Here is a 14,425-nt window from a genome sequence, read left to right as displayed (position 1 = left end):
GGTGGATGCGGTTTATGAAATTGGCGCTGAGCATCATTTTCTTTTTTGTCGCGCTCCTCATCCTGAGCGGCAGGTGGAGACGCACCAGGAAATTTTCGCCGGGAGATCAAATTTTACGCGGACATCGCAAAACGACAATCTTTCTCGCCCTGGCGTGCGCTTTTGTTCTGGCCGGGTGCAATTCGGCGCCTCGCGTCGCGCGGTATCGCTTTACTGTCGAGGTTGAGGATAATGGCCGTTTGGTCAGCGGATCGGCCGTACAGGAGGAGCATTGTTCCTTCAATGACAACCCGATTACGAGAGGTATGGGAAATGTGCTCAGTTGCGGAATCCTGGGCGAGGCAGTGGTTGTCGACCTCGGAGATAAAGGACTGTTGTTTGTCCTGCTAACTGAAGACCCGGATCGCCAAGCGCCAGACGGCAAACCACGGGGCCTGATCTCGCAAAGCGGGACGCCGTTTGGTCTTCTACAAGATGCAGTTCTGCCATATCAGGACACAACGCCCAAAACATTCGACACGATCAATGCCTTGCGCCATCCGGTTGATGTGCCGATCGCCCACTTGCCGATGCTGGTGCATTTTCGTGACATCAATGATCCGAAAAGCGCCGAGCGGGTTGATCCGAATCATCTTGAAATGAGCTTCGGTCCGAATGTCAAAATCGTGCGTGCCGCAGTCGAAATCACCGAGGACCCTGTGACATTCGGAATCCAAAACAGGGCAGTGTGGATAAAAGAACTTGCCGGCAGCATCGGGAAAGATATGCACCTTCCCTATGGCCACCTGCTCAACCAAATCAACGACGGTTCGTTCAGACAGGGAATTCGAGAATGAGCGTCTCAGCAGATCTCATTCTCGCCATTCTAGCGATGGAGTCCTATAATTAATCGCCGTCGCTCATCTCGATTGCATCGACCCTGTTGGGATAGAAGGCCAGGTGATCCTTGATCTCCGCGACGGCCGCATAGGGCGCCTCGTAGGTCCACACCGCATTGACCGAGCGTTCGCCGCCCGCGCGGATGCTGTAATAGCTGCAGTCGCCCTTGTAGGGGCAATAGGTTGCGTGATCGGTGCGCTCGAGCTGCGCCATATCGGCATCCTGCCGCGGCACATAGAGAACGGCCGGATAGGTCGATTCGCGTAAAGAGAGGGCCTTGGTCGTATCGGCCACGATATGCCCCGCAACCTTGACGATCACGCGCCCCTGATAGGGCGTCACGGTGATCGGGTGATCGGGGGCGGGAATTTTTATTTGCTTCGGCTTCGCAACGGCATCGTGAGACATGGCTTCACTCTCGCTAGCTTCGGCGTCGCGCTCCTCGTGGCGTGACCGGGATGTATATGGGGCGTGGCAGCAAGCTTTCAAACGCCAAAGCCGCGATCCTTGGCGGACTATGCCCCTCAGCCCGAGATGATCCGCCGCACGTAATGAGCAAAAGCATGGAGATGCACGCTGAGAAAATCGCGGGTCGTCGAATCGGTCAGTTCGCCGGCTTCCGCATCGACCTTGGTCTGCACCGCGCCGATCATCACTTCCGGCTTGTTCATCACATGGGCGTCCAGGAACACCAGCGATTGGCGCAGGTGATATTGCGCCCGCGCGCCGCCGATGACGCCCATCGAAGCCGTAATGAGCGAAACCGGCTTGTTGCCCAAGGGCTGCGGATGGGCGCGCGAGATCCAGTCGATCGCATTCTTCAACCCGCCCGGCATGGAGTAATTATATTCCGGCGTGACGAAGATCACCCCATCGGCGGCGCTGATCGCCTGCACTAAATCCGATGCGGCAGGGGGATAGCCCCCCGCCTGCACGTCAGCGTCATAGAGCGGCAATTCGCGAATGGAGGGCGTGGGCTTGATGGTCATGCCTTGCGGCGCCAGCGCGGGCAAGGCGCGCGCCACGATACCGTTGAACGACGCCTTGCGCAGGCTGCCAAGGATCGTGACGACATTCACGGGTCTCGAATCGGGCATCGGCATCTCCTCCGGCGCATGTTGCGCAAGGCGTGAATCGCGGGAGCGGTCAGAATCAGATCACTGCTGCGGGTGGTTCAAGACCGTGCCGTTCACGCTGAAGACTCCGCTTTGATCATAGGCGAAAACCCATGTCGCCGTCCCGTCGGCTTCGGTCTTGGCCAACGATTTGGCAGTCTCAAGCGCTTGCTCGAACTGTGCGGCCTTAGGGTCTGTCAGTGCGGCCTTTTGCATCGCGTCGAGCGCCGCATCCAATCCATGCGCCTTGAGCGTGACCGAACCTCGGGGCGTCGGGAAGACGACGGTGACGGCGCCGTCCATCTCGATGTCGAGCAATTTCGACGTGATGCGGCCGGGACCGAGCGCGACTTTGAGGCCGGTCGGCGGCAGCGCATTGACGCCGATCATCATGGCCTGTTCCGATGTGAACGGCTCATCACCCTGCAGGCTAAAATCGTCGATGGCCTCATTCGCCGCATCGGCGAGATTGTGGTCCGATATGCGCAGCGGCAGTTCGAATGAGTTTGGAATCAGATCTTGCGCCCAGGCGGGCACGACGGACGATGTCAAAGACATACCGTCGGCCTTCATCGTCACGCTCATATCGCCTTGCTGCACCAGGCCGGTCGTATTGAACGCGATTTGCGCATTGGCGATGGCAACATCCGCGATCTTACCGAGCGTGGCGTTGGAAACGCTCAGCTTTGCATCCGTCATGATGCCTTGCTCTTCGATCTTGTCGAACACCGAGCCGAGGCCATGCAGCAAGTCTTTGAGTTCCTCCTCGTGCGCAGCGATATCCGGCTTGGAATGATAGGCGATGAAGAAGGCGATCAGCGCAAAGAGTTTTTGGTTGTGAAACGCGCTTACGTTCGCGTTGACGTCCTGGTGCGCGACGGACATGTCAATCGTTGCATCCGTCTGCGCGTCCGCAGCCGCCGGCGGCTTGAACTCCATATGCCAAACGCTGTTCTCGCGCGCGCCACGCGTCTTCATGTCGATCGTGTCGGCACCCGCGGCAGAACTTTCCCACGTTTGGTTCATCGGTCCAGCGCCTTGTTGAGAGGAGCTCACTGGCGATGTGGTGGATACCCCCTCCTTCGTGACTGTCACCGTCTCTTTGCCCGTTTGTGCCAGCTGCTCCACCGTCATCGTCGCGTGCGTGGCGCTCATCAGCTTGGGATCGAAGATCGCCTCATATTTCATGCCCTTGAACTTCATCGACATGGTTTGGTCTTGCGACCCGGTAGGCTGCCGCGTCGTCATGGTTATGGCCATGTCCAGGTCGGAATCGGCTGTGACCTTCCACATGCCGTCGCTTTGCTCAAACAGCATCTCTTGGACAGGTGCCGATTTCACCGTGAAGTCGATTGGAGCAGACGGCGGCAAAACGGCTTTGAGATCATTGGCGGCGGCTTCAACATCAAAGGAAACCACGTAACCGTCGCCCTTGGGGCTGACGGTCAGCAGCGGATGATCGCCCTGCATGAGCGGGCCAAGGTAGGGCTGCAGCGCATCGGCGATTCGCTTCGCCCCGTCCGCGCTCGGCGGCACATTGTCCGCATAAGCGAAAGGCGCGATCAGCACGGATGAGGCGAGGAAGGTCGTGGCCAAAAGACGGCGGTGAAACATGTTCGTCTCCGAAATGCGCTTTGTGCCGGCGCGGCGCGATTAAGCTACTCTATGCCGGTTTTAAAACAAGCGCTTGACCAAAACCGCACCTGCAACTATGTCCATCCGCGGGACACCTCCCCCCAACGGGAGGCGCCCATCTGAAAGGATGGTTATATGACTGGACAAATTCCGGCTGCGCGGCCGCAGAACGCGCATTTTTCGTCGGGTCCTTGCGCGAAGCGCCCCGGCTGGTCTCTCGAAGCCCTCAAAGATGCAGCCCTTGGCCGTTCGCACCGCGCGAAGGTCGGCAAGGCCAAGCTGAAGCTGGCGATCGATCTGACCCGCGAAATCTTGGGCGTCCCCGCTGATTACCGCATTGGCATCGTGCCGGCGTCCGACACCGGCGCCGTCGAAATGGCGCTGTGGTCGCTGCTCGGCGCGCGGCCCGTCGATATGCTCGCCTGGGAGTCCTTCGGCGAAGGCTGGGTGACCGACGTCGTCAAGCAATTGAAGCTCAAGGACGCGTGTCTCCTGAAAGCGCCGTACGGCCAGATCGCCGATCTGAAATCGGTGAATTTCGATCACGATGTGGTCTTCACCTGGAATGGCACGACCTCGGGCGTGCGCGTGCCGAACGGCAATTGGATCCCGGCCGACCGCGCAGGCCTCACCATTTGCGACGCGACCTCCGCGGCTTTTGCGCAGGATCTCGCCTTGGACAAGCTCGATGTCGTCACCTTCTCCTGGCAGAAGGTGCTGGGCGGCGAAGCGGCGCATGGCATGCTGATCCTGTCGCCGCGCGCGGTCGAGCGTCTCGAAACCTATACGCCGGCATGGCCGCTGCCGAAAATCTTCCGCATGACCAAGGGCGGCAAGATCGTCGACGGCATTTTTGAAGGCGAAACCATCAACACGCCGTCCATGCTCTGCGTCGAGGATTACATCGACGCGCTGCAATGGGGCAAAAGCGTCGGTGGCCTGAAAGGCCTGATGGCGCGCGCCGATGCCAATACGCAAGTGCTCGTCGATTGGGTGGCGAAAACGCCGTGGGTCGACTTTCTCGCCGCCGATCGTGCGACGCTCTCCAATACCAGCGTGTGCATGAAAGTCGTCGATGCCGCAGTGACTGCGCTTCCCGCTGACGCGCAGGCGGCTTTTGCCAAGACGCTGGCGTCGCTGCTGGAGAAGGAGAAAGTCGCGTACGACATCGGCGGCTATCGCGATGCGCCGCCCGGCCTGCGCATCTGGTGCGGCGCGACGGTGGACGCTGCCGATATTGCGGCGCTGACGCATTGGCTCGATTGGGCGTTCGCGCAGGCGAAAGCCGGCTTGGCCAAGGCGGCTTAAAGATCTGGCGCTCCTCCCATCTCCCGCACTTACGCGCGGGAGATGGTGGCCTCGCAATCAAATCGGGCCTGCCCGATTTGATCATTAAAAATGATGAACTTGGGCAAGCCCAAGTTCATATGCGAGGTCGGATGAGGGAGATACAGCCTGTAGAATCTGAAAAAATTCCTGCGCTGCAAAGCATTCGTAGATAGGAACTCACCCAGTCGTAAGTCCCTCATCCGTCATGCTGCGCATGCCACCTTCTCCCGCACTGAACTCGGGCTTGCCCGAGTTCAGCATCAAAAATGCACAAACCGGGTATACCCGGTTTGTGATGCGGGAGAAGGGAGAAATCCTCCAATCAGGACCACACCCATGGCACCCCGTGTACTCATTTCGGACGCTCTTTCGCCCGCTGCTCTTGCGATCTTCAAAGAGCATGGCGTCGAAGTCGATTTTCAGCCCGAGCTTGGCAAGGACAAAGACAAGCTTGCCGCAATCATCGGCAATTACGATGGCCTCGCCATTCGCTCGGCCACCAAAGTCACCGCCAAGATCTTGGACAATGCCACCAATCTCAAGGTGATCGGCCGCGCCGGCATCGGCGTCGACAATGTCGAGATTCCGGCCGCCACCGCCAAGGGCGTGATCGTGATGAACACGCCATTCGGCAACTCGATCACCACTGCCGAACATGCGATCGCGATGATGTTCGCGCTTGCGCGGCAAATCCCATCGGCCGATGCCTCGACCCAGGCCGGCAAATGGGAAAAGAACCGCTTCATGGGTGTCGAAATCACCGGCAAGGTGCTCGGCATCATCGGCTGCGGCAATATCGGCTCGATCGTCGCGAGCCGCGCCATCGGCCTCAAGATGCGCGTGATCGCCTTCGACCCGTTCCTGTCGCCCGAGCGGGCGCTCGAACTCGGCGTCGAGAAGGTCGATCTCGACGATCTGCTCGCCCGTGCCGACATCATCACGCTGCACACGCCGATGACGGCGCAGACCAAGAACATTCTGTCGGCCGAGAATATCGCCAAGACCAAGAAGGGCGTGCGCATCGTCAATTGCGCCCGCGGCGGGCTCGTCGACGAAGCGGCGTTGCGCGCGGCGCTCGATTCGGGCCATGTCGCCGGCGCGGCTTTCGACGTCTTCGTCGAGGAGCCGGCGAAAAGCAATCCGCTGTTCGGCCATCCGAATGTGGTGGCAACGCCGCATCTCGGCGCGGCCACTAGCGAGGCGCAGGAAAATGTCGCCTTGCAGGTCGCCGAGCAGATGTCGGATTACCTCATCCGTGGTGCGATTTCGAATGCGGTGAATTTCCCGTCGATCACGGCTGAAGAGGCGCCGAAGCTGAAACCCTTCATCGCGCTCGCCGAGCGGCTCGGCTCTTTTGCGGGCCAGTTGACCGAGAGCAGCATCAAGAGGGTCACGATCACCTACGAAGGCCATGTCGCGGATCTGAAGACCAAGGCGCTGACGGCCGCCGCCGTCGCGGGTCTGCTGCGTCCGTCTTTGGCGGACGTGAATGTCGTCTCGGCGCCGAGCGTCGCCAAGGAACGCGGCATCGTCATCGACGAGGTGACGCGCGCCGCGGTGGGCGATTACGAATCGCTGATCACGCTTGCGGTCGAGACCGAGAAGCAGACCCGCGCGGTTGCCGGCACCGTCTTCCATGACGGCAAGCCGCGCATTCTGTCGATCAAGGACATCAAGGTCGATGCGGAATTCGCCCCCTCGATGATCTATGTCACCAACGAGGACAAGCCGGGCTTCATCGGCCGTTTCGCCTCGCTCCTGGGCGAGGCGGACGTAAATATCGCGACCTTCGCGCTGGGCCGCGACCGCGAGGGCGGCTCGGCGATCGCGCTCGTCGAGGTGGACGGCAAGGTGCCGGCCGAGGTTCTGGCGAAAATCCAGACCATTCCTGGCGTCAAGCAGGCGAAAGCGCTGAAGTTCTGAGAATCGGGTTCCCAATAAACAAGCCGGGCGTTCTTGACGGATGTCCGGCTTTTTTCGTTTTGGCAGAATTGCGCTGCAGGACAGGATTGCACCGGCCACTCTTCTCGCGATGGCGCATGAGTCTTCACATTTGCGACGCTTTTTTCCGTAAAACATGGGGCTGTGCGTCGGCGGCACGTTTTCCCACATTTTAAGGGGCTTCTTGGTTATGGCGTTACGTTTATTGGTTGTCGAAGGCAACGTGCAGGAAGCCCGGGCAGTACAGAAAACCACGTTTGGGAAAACCGCAGCCGAATCCTACGCCGATACGCTGTGCATGCTCGCGCCTGGCGCGGCGTGCGATATTTGCTTGCCGGCGGATGCTGGCAGCAATCTTCCCGATTCCGGCGGCCTCGATGGCTACGATGGCGTGGTGATCACCGGGTCAGGGCTCAATCTTTATGACGGCGGCCCCGAGATCGAGCGCCAGATCGAATTGGCTCGCGCTATCTATCGCTCGGGCGCGGCGTTTTTCGGGTCGTGCTGGGGGCTGCAAGTGGCGGCCGCGGCGGCCGGCGGCTCGGTGATGAAAAATCCGCTGGGCCGCGAGGTCGGTTTTGCCCGCAATATCCATGTGACCGAGGCGGGGCGCCATCACCCGCTGCTGGCGGGCCGGCCGGCGGCCTTCGATGCGCCCTGCCTCCATCTCGACATCGTCACGCTGCCGCCGGAGGACGCGATCATCCTTGCCTCGAATGCCCATGCGGTGGTTCAGGCCGCAGAAATCCGTTACGAGGGTGGGACCTTCTGGGGCGTGCAATACCACCCCGAATATTCCTTGTCCGAAATCGCGGCGATCATGGGCCGCCGGGCCAAGATGCTCACCGAAGACGGAATTTTCGCCTCCGAAGAGGAAGGCCGCCGCTATTGCAAGGATTTGCGCGTGTTGGAAAAGGCGCCCGAGCGGCGCGACATTGCCTGGCGGCTCGGCCTGCAGCCGGAGGTCATCGACCCCTATCTGCGTCTCACCGAATTGCGCAATTGGCTCACCCATCGGGTGCGGCCGCTCAAAGTCCTGCGCGGCCGCGCGTAACGGATCGCCAAAGGCCGCGCCGCGGCTTGACCGGATAAGAAACGCTTCGCACCAAGCCACGCCAAGTAGGGGCGGCTGGGCGTGCAGCAAATGTCGGGATCTAATGAACATGAGCGCTCGGGCAACGCGTATCAATGGCCGTCCTCGGGCGGGTTTCAGTTTTCTACTCATTTTCGCGGTGGTCGGCATCGCCGTCGTGGCCGCCCTGGCACCGGTATTCCTGCCCGCCGATGGCCCTCTCGTCGCCAAATATCGCGATGCCGCGGCGGCGATCATCTTTGCCTCGAGCTATATAGCGCTCGCGGTCGGCCGCATTCCGGGCTTTCGCATCGATCGGGCCGGCATTGCCCTTGTCGGCGCCGGCCTGATGGTGGCGGCGGATGTGGTGACGCTGGACGATGCTTATCAAACCGTCGACCTCAACACCGTCACGCTGCTGCTCGGGATGATGATCGTCGTCGCGGTCCTGCGGCTGTCCGGCTTTTTCGCGGTGGCGAGCAATTGGCTGGCGGCATGGGCCCGGCGGCCGGTCCAATTGCTGGCGGCCATCATCGTTTTATCGGGCTTTCTATCGGCGTTTCTCGTTAATGACGCGATCTGTCTTGTCCTGACGCCCCTGGTCTTGGATTTGTGTCTGTCGCTCAAGCGCCCGCCCGCGCCTTACCTGCTGGCCGTGGCCATGGCCTCGAATGTCGGCTCGGTCGCGACCATCACCGGCAATCCGCAAAACATCCTGATCGGCAGTTTCTCGCATATTTCCTATGCGCACTTCACCCTCGCGCTGGCGCCCGTCGCCCTGATCGGCCTATGCATCACCGGCGCCTTCATCGTGTTGTTCTACCGCCGCGAGTTCATCGGTGCGCCGCACCTCTCCGTGCCGCCGGCGTCGGCAACCGTGCATCACGCGATCATGGGCCGCGCGCTCCTGGCGACCTTGATGATGATCGGCCTGTTTTTCGCGGGCGTCGTGCCGGCGAAAGCGGCGATCATTATCGGCGGCCTGCTGCTGCTCACGCGGCGGATCAAGAGCCGGCGGGTCTATGCCGAGATTGATTGGTCGCTGCTGCTGATGTTCGCCGGGCTGTTCGTCATTGTCGGCGGTGCGGAACATGCGCTGGTGACGCCGGACGTGGTCGCCTGGGTCGGGCAATGGCGGCTCGACCAGATTCCGGCGCTCACGGCGGTGACGGCTGGCCTTTCCAATCTGGTCAGCAACGTTCCGGCGGTGCTGATGCTGAAACCCTTCATCGAGCCACTGCCGAATCATACGACCGCCTGGCTGGTGGTCGCCATGGCGTCGACCCTGGCAGGCAATTTCACCGTCCTCGGCTCGGTGGCCAATCTGATCGTGGTGCAACGTGCGGCCTCGGCCGGCGTCGCGATCAGTTTCTGGGACTATTTCAAGGTCGGCGCCCCCGTCACCTGTGCGACGCTGATCGTCGGCGCCCTGTGGCTCTGGCTGTGAACGGCTTCGGACCTGCCTGAATCGTGTCCTTTCGGCAACGCGGCGGCGCCCAAATAAGGCATTGCCGCGCCGATTTGCCATATTGCACTGCAGCATGTGCGCGGTAGGGCATTATGCGGCGCACAAGCTTTAATCACTTTGTCTTAATTATGCAAAATTCGCATAAAATTGTTACAGTATGAACGATATAAATGCATGATTTAGGGTGATTTTCGCCAATTTCCCAGAAGTTCACTCAAGATCGCTCAAAAAGTTAATTTAAAATGACTCATGCTATGCGTCAAACGCATATCACAAGCGCGGCAGTATGCTTGCATAACGTTCGAGTGAGTCCTATCTTTTGTGCGTTGCAACAGAGCGGAGGAGAAAACGTCCCCAAGCCAATGAGGCTGGGGCAAGTGAACTGAAGGAGACTATGATGATGGCTACTATCCAATACCTTTTCGACAAGGCGACCAAGAAGGACGCCAAGACCGTTAACACCAACGCAAGCGAGCCGACGATGCTGCTCTTCAATCTGTTCCACCTGATCGAACGCAAGATCGTTGCCCGTGCAGCCGCAGCTCGCGTGGTCCGTGAGCTGAACACGTATAACGATCGCGAGCTGGCCGATCTCGGTATCGATTACCTCGACATCAAGCGGATCGCCGCAGAAACCGCCGCTGAGACCGAGCAGACGATGCTCGCCGACATGAAGCGTCGTCGGGATCTGATCCTCACGCTCGCGTCGTAAAGAAGCCTTAAACTTCCGCGCAAGGTAATGGGGCAGGGCGGGGCTTTAAAGCCCCACCCCCAGTCCTGATCGTGCGGGGATGAAAAATGCGATCGTTTTTTTGCTGCGTTTCCGTTTCGTGCTTTTCTGTTGTTGCCGCACCTGTTTTCGCGGCCGATCTGCAAGTCCAATCCAAGATCGATGCGGTCACCGTGTCGCCCGACGCGGCACAGGTGACGCGCCTTGCCGACATCGATGTTCCGGCCGGCGCGACCACCCTCGTCTTCAAGGGGCTGCCGGCCATGATCGATCCAACTTCGCTGCGGGTGAGCGGCGTTTCCGGCGCCAAGATCCTGATCGGGGCGGTCGACAGCAGATTGGCCATTCCCGAGGTCAAGCCCGCCGACGCCTCGTTTGACGTGAAGCTCAAGACCCTGCGCTCCGAGCGCGAATCGGTGCAGGTGACGCTGGATGCGCTCGAAACCAAACGGGCGATGATCGCCAAGTTCGCGCAATCCGATTCGGCGAAATCGCCCGCCGACATCAATAGTTTCGACGCGGACAAATGGAACGAGGCCTGGGACGCGGTCGGCGTCGCCATGGCGAAAGTCGGCGAAGACCTGCACAATGCGAAAGTCAAGGCGCGCGACCTCGACGAAGAGATCGGCACTGTCGAATTCAACCGGCAAAAGCCCACTCAACAGGGCGAACCGGCCCGCGACGTGAGCGTCGCCATCGAAGCGGACGCGCCCACCAAAGGCCAAATCACCCTGTCCTATCGGATCGCCAGTGCCGGCTGGCGGCCGGTCTACGATGCGCGGCTCGACACCGGCGACCAGACAAAGCCGCCGGCGCTCGAACTCGTGCGCCGCGCCGCGGTCAACCAAAGCACCCATGAGGATTGGACCGACGTGGCCCTCACGGTTTCGACGGTGCGGACCAATCGCGGTACGGACGCGCCGGACGTGCAGCCGACGAAGCTCGATTTCCTGGCTGTGCCGGAGGTTATGTCCGATACGGCAGCGGCGAAGGCTGCGCCGTCCGCCGCGCAGGCTCCAGCACCGATGCCCGGCGTCCCAGCCCGTGTGCCGGGCGCCGGGGCCGTCAATGCGGGTGCGCGCGTGCAATTGCCCATGGTCGAAGTCGGCTCTTCGCTCGATTCGAACGCCTATCAAGCCGTCTTCCACATTCCAGGCCGCGTGACGGTTCCCGCCGATGGCACGCTGAAGAGTTTCATGACTGGCACGCTGACGCTGTCGCCGGGGCTCATGCTGGTCACCTCGCCGGCGTTCGATCAAACCGCGTATCTGCAAGCGCAATTCAAGAACGACGAGAGCGTGCCGCTGCTGGCCGGGCCAGTCGCGATTTACCGCGACAACGGCTTTGTCGGCACCGGGCAATTCACCGCGACCGCGCCGGGCGACGATGTGACATTGGGCTTTGGCGCCGACGACCGGGTGAAGATCGTGCGCATCACGCTCAAGCGTAAGGAAAACGACGCGGGCTGGTCGTCGAACGCGCAGAACAAAGTCGATTCGCGCGAGTTCAAGACTACGTTGAAGAACCTGCACGAATTCCCGGTGCGCGTACTGGTGACCGATCAAATGCCCTTTGCCGAAAACGCCGCGATCAAGATCGAGCAGGTCGCGACGACGCCGCCGCCCAACGCCAAGGACGTGAACGACAAGCGCGGCGTGATGAATTGGCAGATCGATCTTGCGCCCGGCGAGCAAAAGGAGATTCACCTCGCCTATCGCATGAAATGGCCGGCCGACCGGGACGTCGTTTTTGAGCCAGTGCCGCAGGCCGGATCAGTGCAATGATGCGATATGACTCGCGCTCCCGCAGGTGCGCCTGCGGGTGAGGCGATCGTGCATCGGAACGGTTTATCTGCAGGTCTTCTTTGAAACCCTCGGCGCATTTTGCCACGCTTCTCGGGCTTACCAGCATTCTGCAATGGAGTGCGCAGGTGCTGCTGTCGACCTATGTGCTCATCTTTCCGCCGTTCCAAATCATCGCGATGACCTTCTTCATCGCGTTCGGCCTCATGGCAGCCAAATGGCTCTGGCGCGGCGAGAATGGCTGGCGCTATGCGCGACTTCCTCCCGTCGTCTGGATCTTCGCGCTGCTCGGCCTGTTCGGCTATTCTTTTCTCCTCTATCTCGCGCTCGATTACGCGCCTGCGGTCGAAGTGTCGTTGCTCGTCAATCTCTGGCCTTTGCTGATGGTGCTGTTCTGCGGTCTGCTGCCGGGCGAGCATCTGCGCTGGTATCACGTGCTTGGCTGCTGCATCGGTTTTGCCGGTTCGCTCGTTCTCGTCGGACCGGCGGTCATGGGTCTCTTCGACACGGGCCATTTGACCGGCCAATTGCTGGCTTTGGCGTCGGGTGCGATCTGGGCGGCCTTCTGCGTCTCGTGCCGCGCGGCCGGCGACGTGCCGACGGATTCCGTCGGCTGGTTCTGCCTGGCGACGGCGTTGCTTGGTCTGCTTTGTCATTTTGCCGGCGAAAGTTCGGTGCTGAGCGCGCCGCCTTCGGCCTGGTGGGCCATCGTCATCCTCGGCCTCGGACCGATCGGCCTTGCTTTCTTTGCCTGGGATGTCGGCCTGAAGCACGGCCATATTCGCCTGCTCGGCGTGATGGCGTTTTTCATTCCGATGCTGTCGGCCGTGTTGCTGATTCTCGCTGGCGAGGGCGATTGGACATGGCAGATCGTTTTCGCGACTCTGTTGATCACCGGTGGCGCCTGCGTCGCCGCACAAGATGAACTGCTTACGCTGGTCCGCGGCAGGGCGCTCGTCGCAGTCGAGGATGAGCCCTCCTGATCCTTGCCGGCGCGGCAAACACACAAATTCCCTCGCCTTTTTGACTTCGCTCGCGGTTTTGGCTAAAGCATCGGGGCAACGAACCCTGGTCGGGATCTTTGCGTGCAAAGGTCGGCCGGGGTTTTGTTTTTATAGCTTTCGCGGAGTCCGTTATGGCCAATGTGGTGGTCGTCGGCGCCCAATGGGGCGACGAAGGGAAGGGCAAGATCGTCGACTGGATGTCGATCGAAGCCGATGTCGTGGTTCGGTTTCAGGGCGGCCACAATGCCGGCCACACACTGGTCATCGGCGGCAAGGTCTACAAATTGTCGCTGCTGCCTTCGGGCATCGTGCGGCCGGGCAAATTGTCGGTCATCGGCAATGGCGTCGTGATCGATCCGCACCATCTCGTGAACGAAATCGCCAAATTGCGCGGGCAGGGCGTCGAGATCTCGCGCGAGAATCTGCGCATCGCCGAAAACGCTCCGCTCATTCTGTCGTTGCACCGCGAGCTCGACGCCTTGCGCGAGAATGCCTCCGAGGGCACGAAAATCGGCACCACCAAGCGCGGCATTGGCCCGGCTTATGAGGACAAGGTCGGCCGCCGCGCCATCCGCGTCATGGACCTTGCCGACCTGCCGGCGCTCGGCGACAAGATCGACCGCTTGCTCAACCATCACAATGCGCTGCGGCGCGGCTTCGGCCTGACGGAATTTACCCGCGACGAAGTCTATGGCGAACTTGCTTCGGTGGCCGATCAGGTCCTGCCCTATATGGACAATACCTGGATGCTACTCGACGATTTGCGCCGCGCCGGCAAGCGCATCCTGTTCGAAGGCGCGCAGGGCGCGCTGCTCGATATCGATCACGGCACCTACCCGTACGTGACCTCCTCCAACACGGTGGCGTCGAATGCGGCGACGGGGTCCGGGCTTGGTCCGAAAGCGGTCGGCTATGTGCTCGGCATCGTCAAGGCCTACACGACCCGTGTCGGCGAAGGACCTTTCCCGTGCGAACTGCATGACGAGACCGGCCGCCTGATCGGCGAGCGCGGCCATGAATTCGGCACCGTGACGGGGCGTCCGCGCCGCTGCGGCTGGTTCGACGCCGTGTTGGTGCGCCAGACAGTGAAAAACTCCGGCATCGATGGCATTGCGCTCACCAAGCTCGATATCCTCGACGGTTTCAGCGAGATCAAAGTCTGCACCGCCTATGAACTCGACGGCGAAAAGATCGACTATCTGCCGGCCTCTCAAGCGGCGCAGGCACGGGTCAAGCCGATCTACGAGGTGATCGAGGGTTGGTCCGGCGCGACGGGCGGCGCACGGTCCTGGGCGGCGCTGCCGGCGCAGGCGATCAAATACGTTCGACGGATCGAGGAGCTGATCGGTGCGCCCGTTGCCTTACTTTCGACAAGTCCTGAGCGCGATGACACTATTTTGGTCCATAATCCGTTCCAGGATTGACGGACGCATCGAGCAATGGTCTTAAA

At 60.8% G+C, this 14,425-nt stretch carries 12 protein-coding genes; 9 read left to right on the top strand and 3 right to left on the bottom strand.

Translation table 11 applies throughout. The annotated features are described in order from the left end of the window. Window positions 1-14: 14 nt before the first annotated feature. A complete protein-coding gene (locus V9T28_RS20135; RefSeq protein ID WP_147306474.1) occupies window positions 15-836 on the top strand; it encodes a hypothetical protein in 822 nt (273 codons plus the stop codon). 49 nt (window positions 837-885) lie between these two features. Here the strand turns inward: V9T28_RS20135 and V9T28_RS20130 are convergent, their stop codons facing one another. The 3 genes from V9T28_RS20130 to V9T28_RS20120 all read right to left on the bottom strand — a co-directional run bounded on the left by V9T28_RS20130 (window position 886) and on the right by V9T28_RS20120 (window position 3,608). Further along, entirely contained in the window at window positions 886-1,287 is a 402-nt protein-coding gene (locus V9T28_RS20130; RefSeq protein WP_116401733.1) for a DUF427 domain-containing protein, read from the bottom strand. A gap of 116 nt (window positions 1,288-1,403) precedes the next feature. Then, on the bottom strand, window positions 1,404-1,976 hold the full coding sequence (locus V9T28_RS20125; protein ID WP_116401759.1) for an NADPH-dependent FMN reductase: 573 nt from the start codon (window positions 1,974-1,976) through the stop codon (window positions 1,404-1,406). 60 nt (window positions 1,977-2,036) lie between these two features. Continuing rightward, on the bottom strand, window positions 2,037-3,608 hold the full coding sequence (locus V9T28_RS20120; RefSeq protein ID WP_116401732.1) for a hypothetical protein: 1,572 nt from the start codon (window positions 3,606-3,608) through the stop codon (window positions 2,037-2,039). A gap of 156 nt (window positions 3,609-3,764) precedes the next feature. Here V9T28_RS20120 and V9T28_RS20115 point away from each other — a divergent pair, with 156 nt between their 5' ends. From V9T28_RS20115 to V9T28_RS20080, 8 genes are all read left to right on the top strand, one after another. Further along, a complete protein-coding gene (locus tag V9T28_RS20115) occupies window positions 3,765-4,937 on the top strand; it encodes a phosphoserine transaminase (RefSeq protein WP_116401731.1) in 1,173 nt (390 codons plus the stop codon). Between the two features lie 357 nt (window positions 4,938-5,294). Continuing rightward, on the top strand, window positions 5,295-6,881 hold the full coding sequence (gene serA, locus V9T28_RS20110; RefSeq protein WP_116401729.1) for a phosphoglycerate dehydrogenase: 1,587 nt from the start codon (window positions 5,295-5,297) through the stop codon (window positions 6,879-6,881). A 208-nt stretch (window positions 6,882-7,089) separates the two neighbouring features. Next, window positions 7,090-7,953 carry a type 1 glutamine amidotransferase gene (locus V9T28_RS20105; protein ID WP_116401728.1) on the top strand — a complete coding sequence of 288 codons (864 nt, stop codon included), beginning with the start codon at window positions 7,090-7,092 and terminating at the stop codon, window positions 7,951-7,953. 109 nt (window positions 7,954-8,062) lie between these two features. Beyond that, the gene (locus V9T28_RS20100; RefSeq protein WP_116401758.1) at window positions 8,063-9,418 is read left to right on the top strand and encodes an anion transporter; all 1,356 of its coding nucleotides are present in this window, start codon (window positions 8,063-8,065) and stop codon (window positions 9,416-9,418) included. Window positions 9,419-9,836: 418 nt separating this feature from the next. Beyond that, complete coding sequence (locus V9T28_RS20095) at window positions 9,837-10,151, top strand: hypothetical protein (RefSeq protein ID WP_245424154.1); 315 nt, start codon at window positions 9,837-9,839, stop codon at window positions 10,149-10,151. An 86-nt stretch (window positions 10,152-10,237) separates the two neighbouring features. Further along, window positions 10,238-11,953: a mucoidy inhibitor MuiA family protein gene (locus V9T28_RS20090; protein ID WP_116401727.1), complete on the top strand. Its 1,716-nt coding sequence runs from the start codon at window positions 10,238-10,240 to the stop codon at window positions 11,951-11,953. Window positions 11,954-12,033: 80 nt separating this feature from the next. Further along, on the top strand, window positions 12,034-12,954 hold the full coding sequence (yddG, locus tag V9T28_RS20085; protein WP_116401726.1) for an aromatic amino acid exporter YddG: 921 nt from the start codon (window positions 12,034-12,036) through the stop codon (window positions 12,952-12,954). Between the two features lie 152 nt (window positions 12,955-13,106). After that, window positions 13,107-14,399 (top strand): adenylosuccinate synthase, encoded by a 1,293-nt coding sequence (locus tag V9T28_RS20080; protein WP_116401725.1) that lies wholly within the window; start codon window positions 13,107-13,109, stop codon window positions 14,397-14,399. Window positions 14,400-14,425: the final 26 nt, after the last annotated feature.

This window comes from Methylovirgula sp. 4M-Z18, assembly GCF_037890675.1.
GTDB lineage: Bacteria > Pseudomonadota > Alphaproteobacteria > Rhizobiales > Beijerinckiaceae > 4M-Z18.
Note: the sequence above shows the minus strand (reverse complement) of the source record. Positions and strands in the feature narration are given on the sequence as shown.

Bases quoted from the DNA above. Each gene is read 5' to 3' on its own strand.
- V9T28_RS20135 (WP_147306474.1), top strand. From the start codon at position 15: ATGAAATTGGCGCTGAGCATCATTTTCTTTTTTGTCGCGCTCCTCATC.
- V9T28_RS20130 (WP_116401733.1), bottom strand. From the start codon at position 1,287: ATGTCTCACGATGCCGTTGCGAAGCCGAAGCAAATAAAAATTCCCGCC.
- V9T28_RS20125 (WP_116401759.1), bottom strand. From the start codon at position 1,976: ATGCCCGATTCGAGACCCGTGAATGTCGTCACGATCCTTGGCAGCCTG.
- V9T28_RS20120 (WP_116401732.1), bottom strand. From the start codon at position 3,608: ATGTTTCACCGCCGTCTTTTGGCCACGACCTTCCTCGCCTCATCCGTG.
- V9T28_RS20115 (WP_116401731.1), top strand. From the start codon at position 3,765: ATGACTGGACAAATTCCGGCTGCGCGGCCGCAGAACGCGCATTTTTCG.
- serA (WP_116401729.1), top strand. From the start codon at position 5,295: ATGGCACCCCGTGTACTCATTTCGGACGCTCTTTCGCCCGCTGCTCTT.
- V9T28_RS20105 (WP_116401728.1), top strand. From the start codon at position 7,090: ATGGCGTTACGTTTATTGGTTGTCGAAGGCAACGTGCAGGAAGCCCGG.
- V9T28_RS20100 (WP_116401758.1), top strand. From the start codon at position 8,063: ATGAGCGCTCGGGCAACGCGTATCAATGGCCGTCCTCGGGCGGGTTTC.
- V9T28_RS20095 (WP_245424154.1), top strand. From the start codon at position 9,837: ATGATGGCTACTATCCAATACCTTTTCGACAAGGCGACCAAGAAGGAC.
- V9T28_RS20090 (WP_116401727.1), top strand. From the start codon at position 10,238: ATGCGATCGTTTTTTTGCTGCGTTTCCGTTTCGTGCTTTTCTGTTGTT.
- V9T28_RS20080 (WP_116401725.1), top strand. From the start codon at position 13,107: ATGGCCAATGTGGTGGTCGTCGGCGCCCAATGGGGCGACGAAGGGAAG.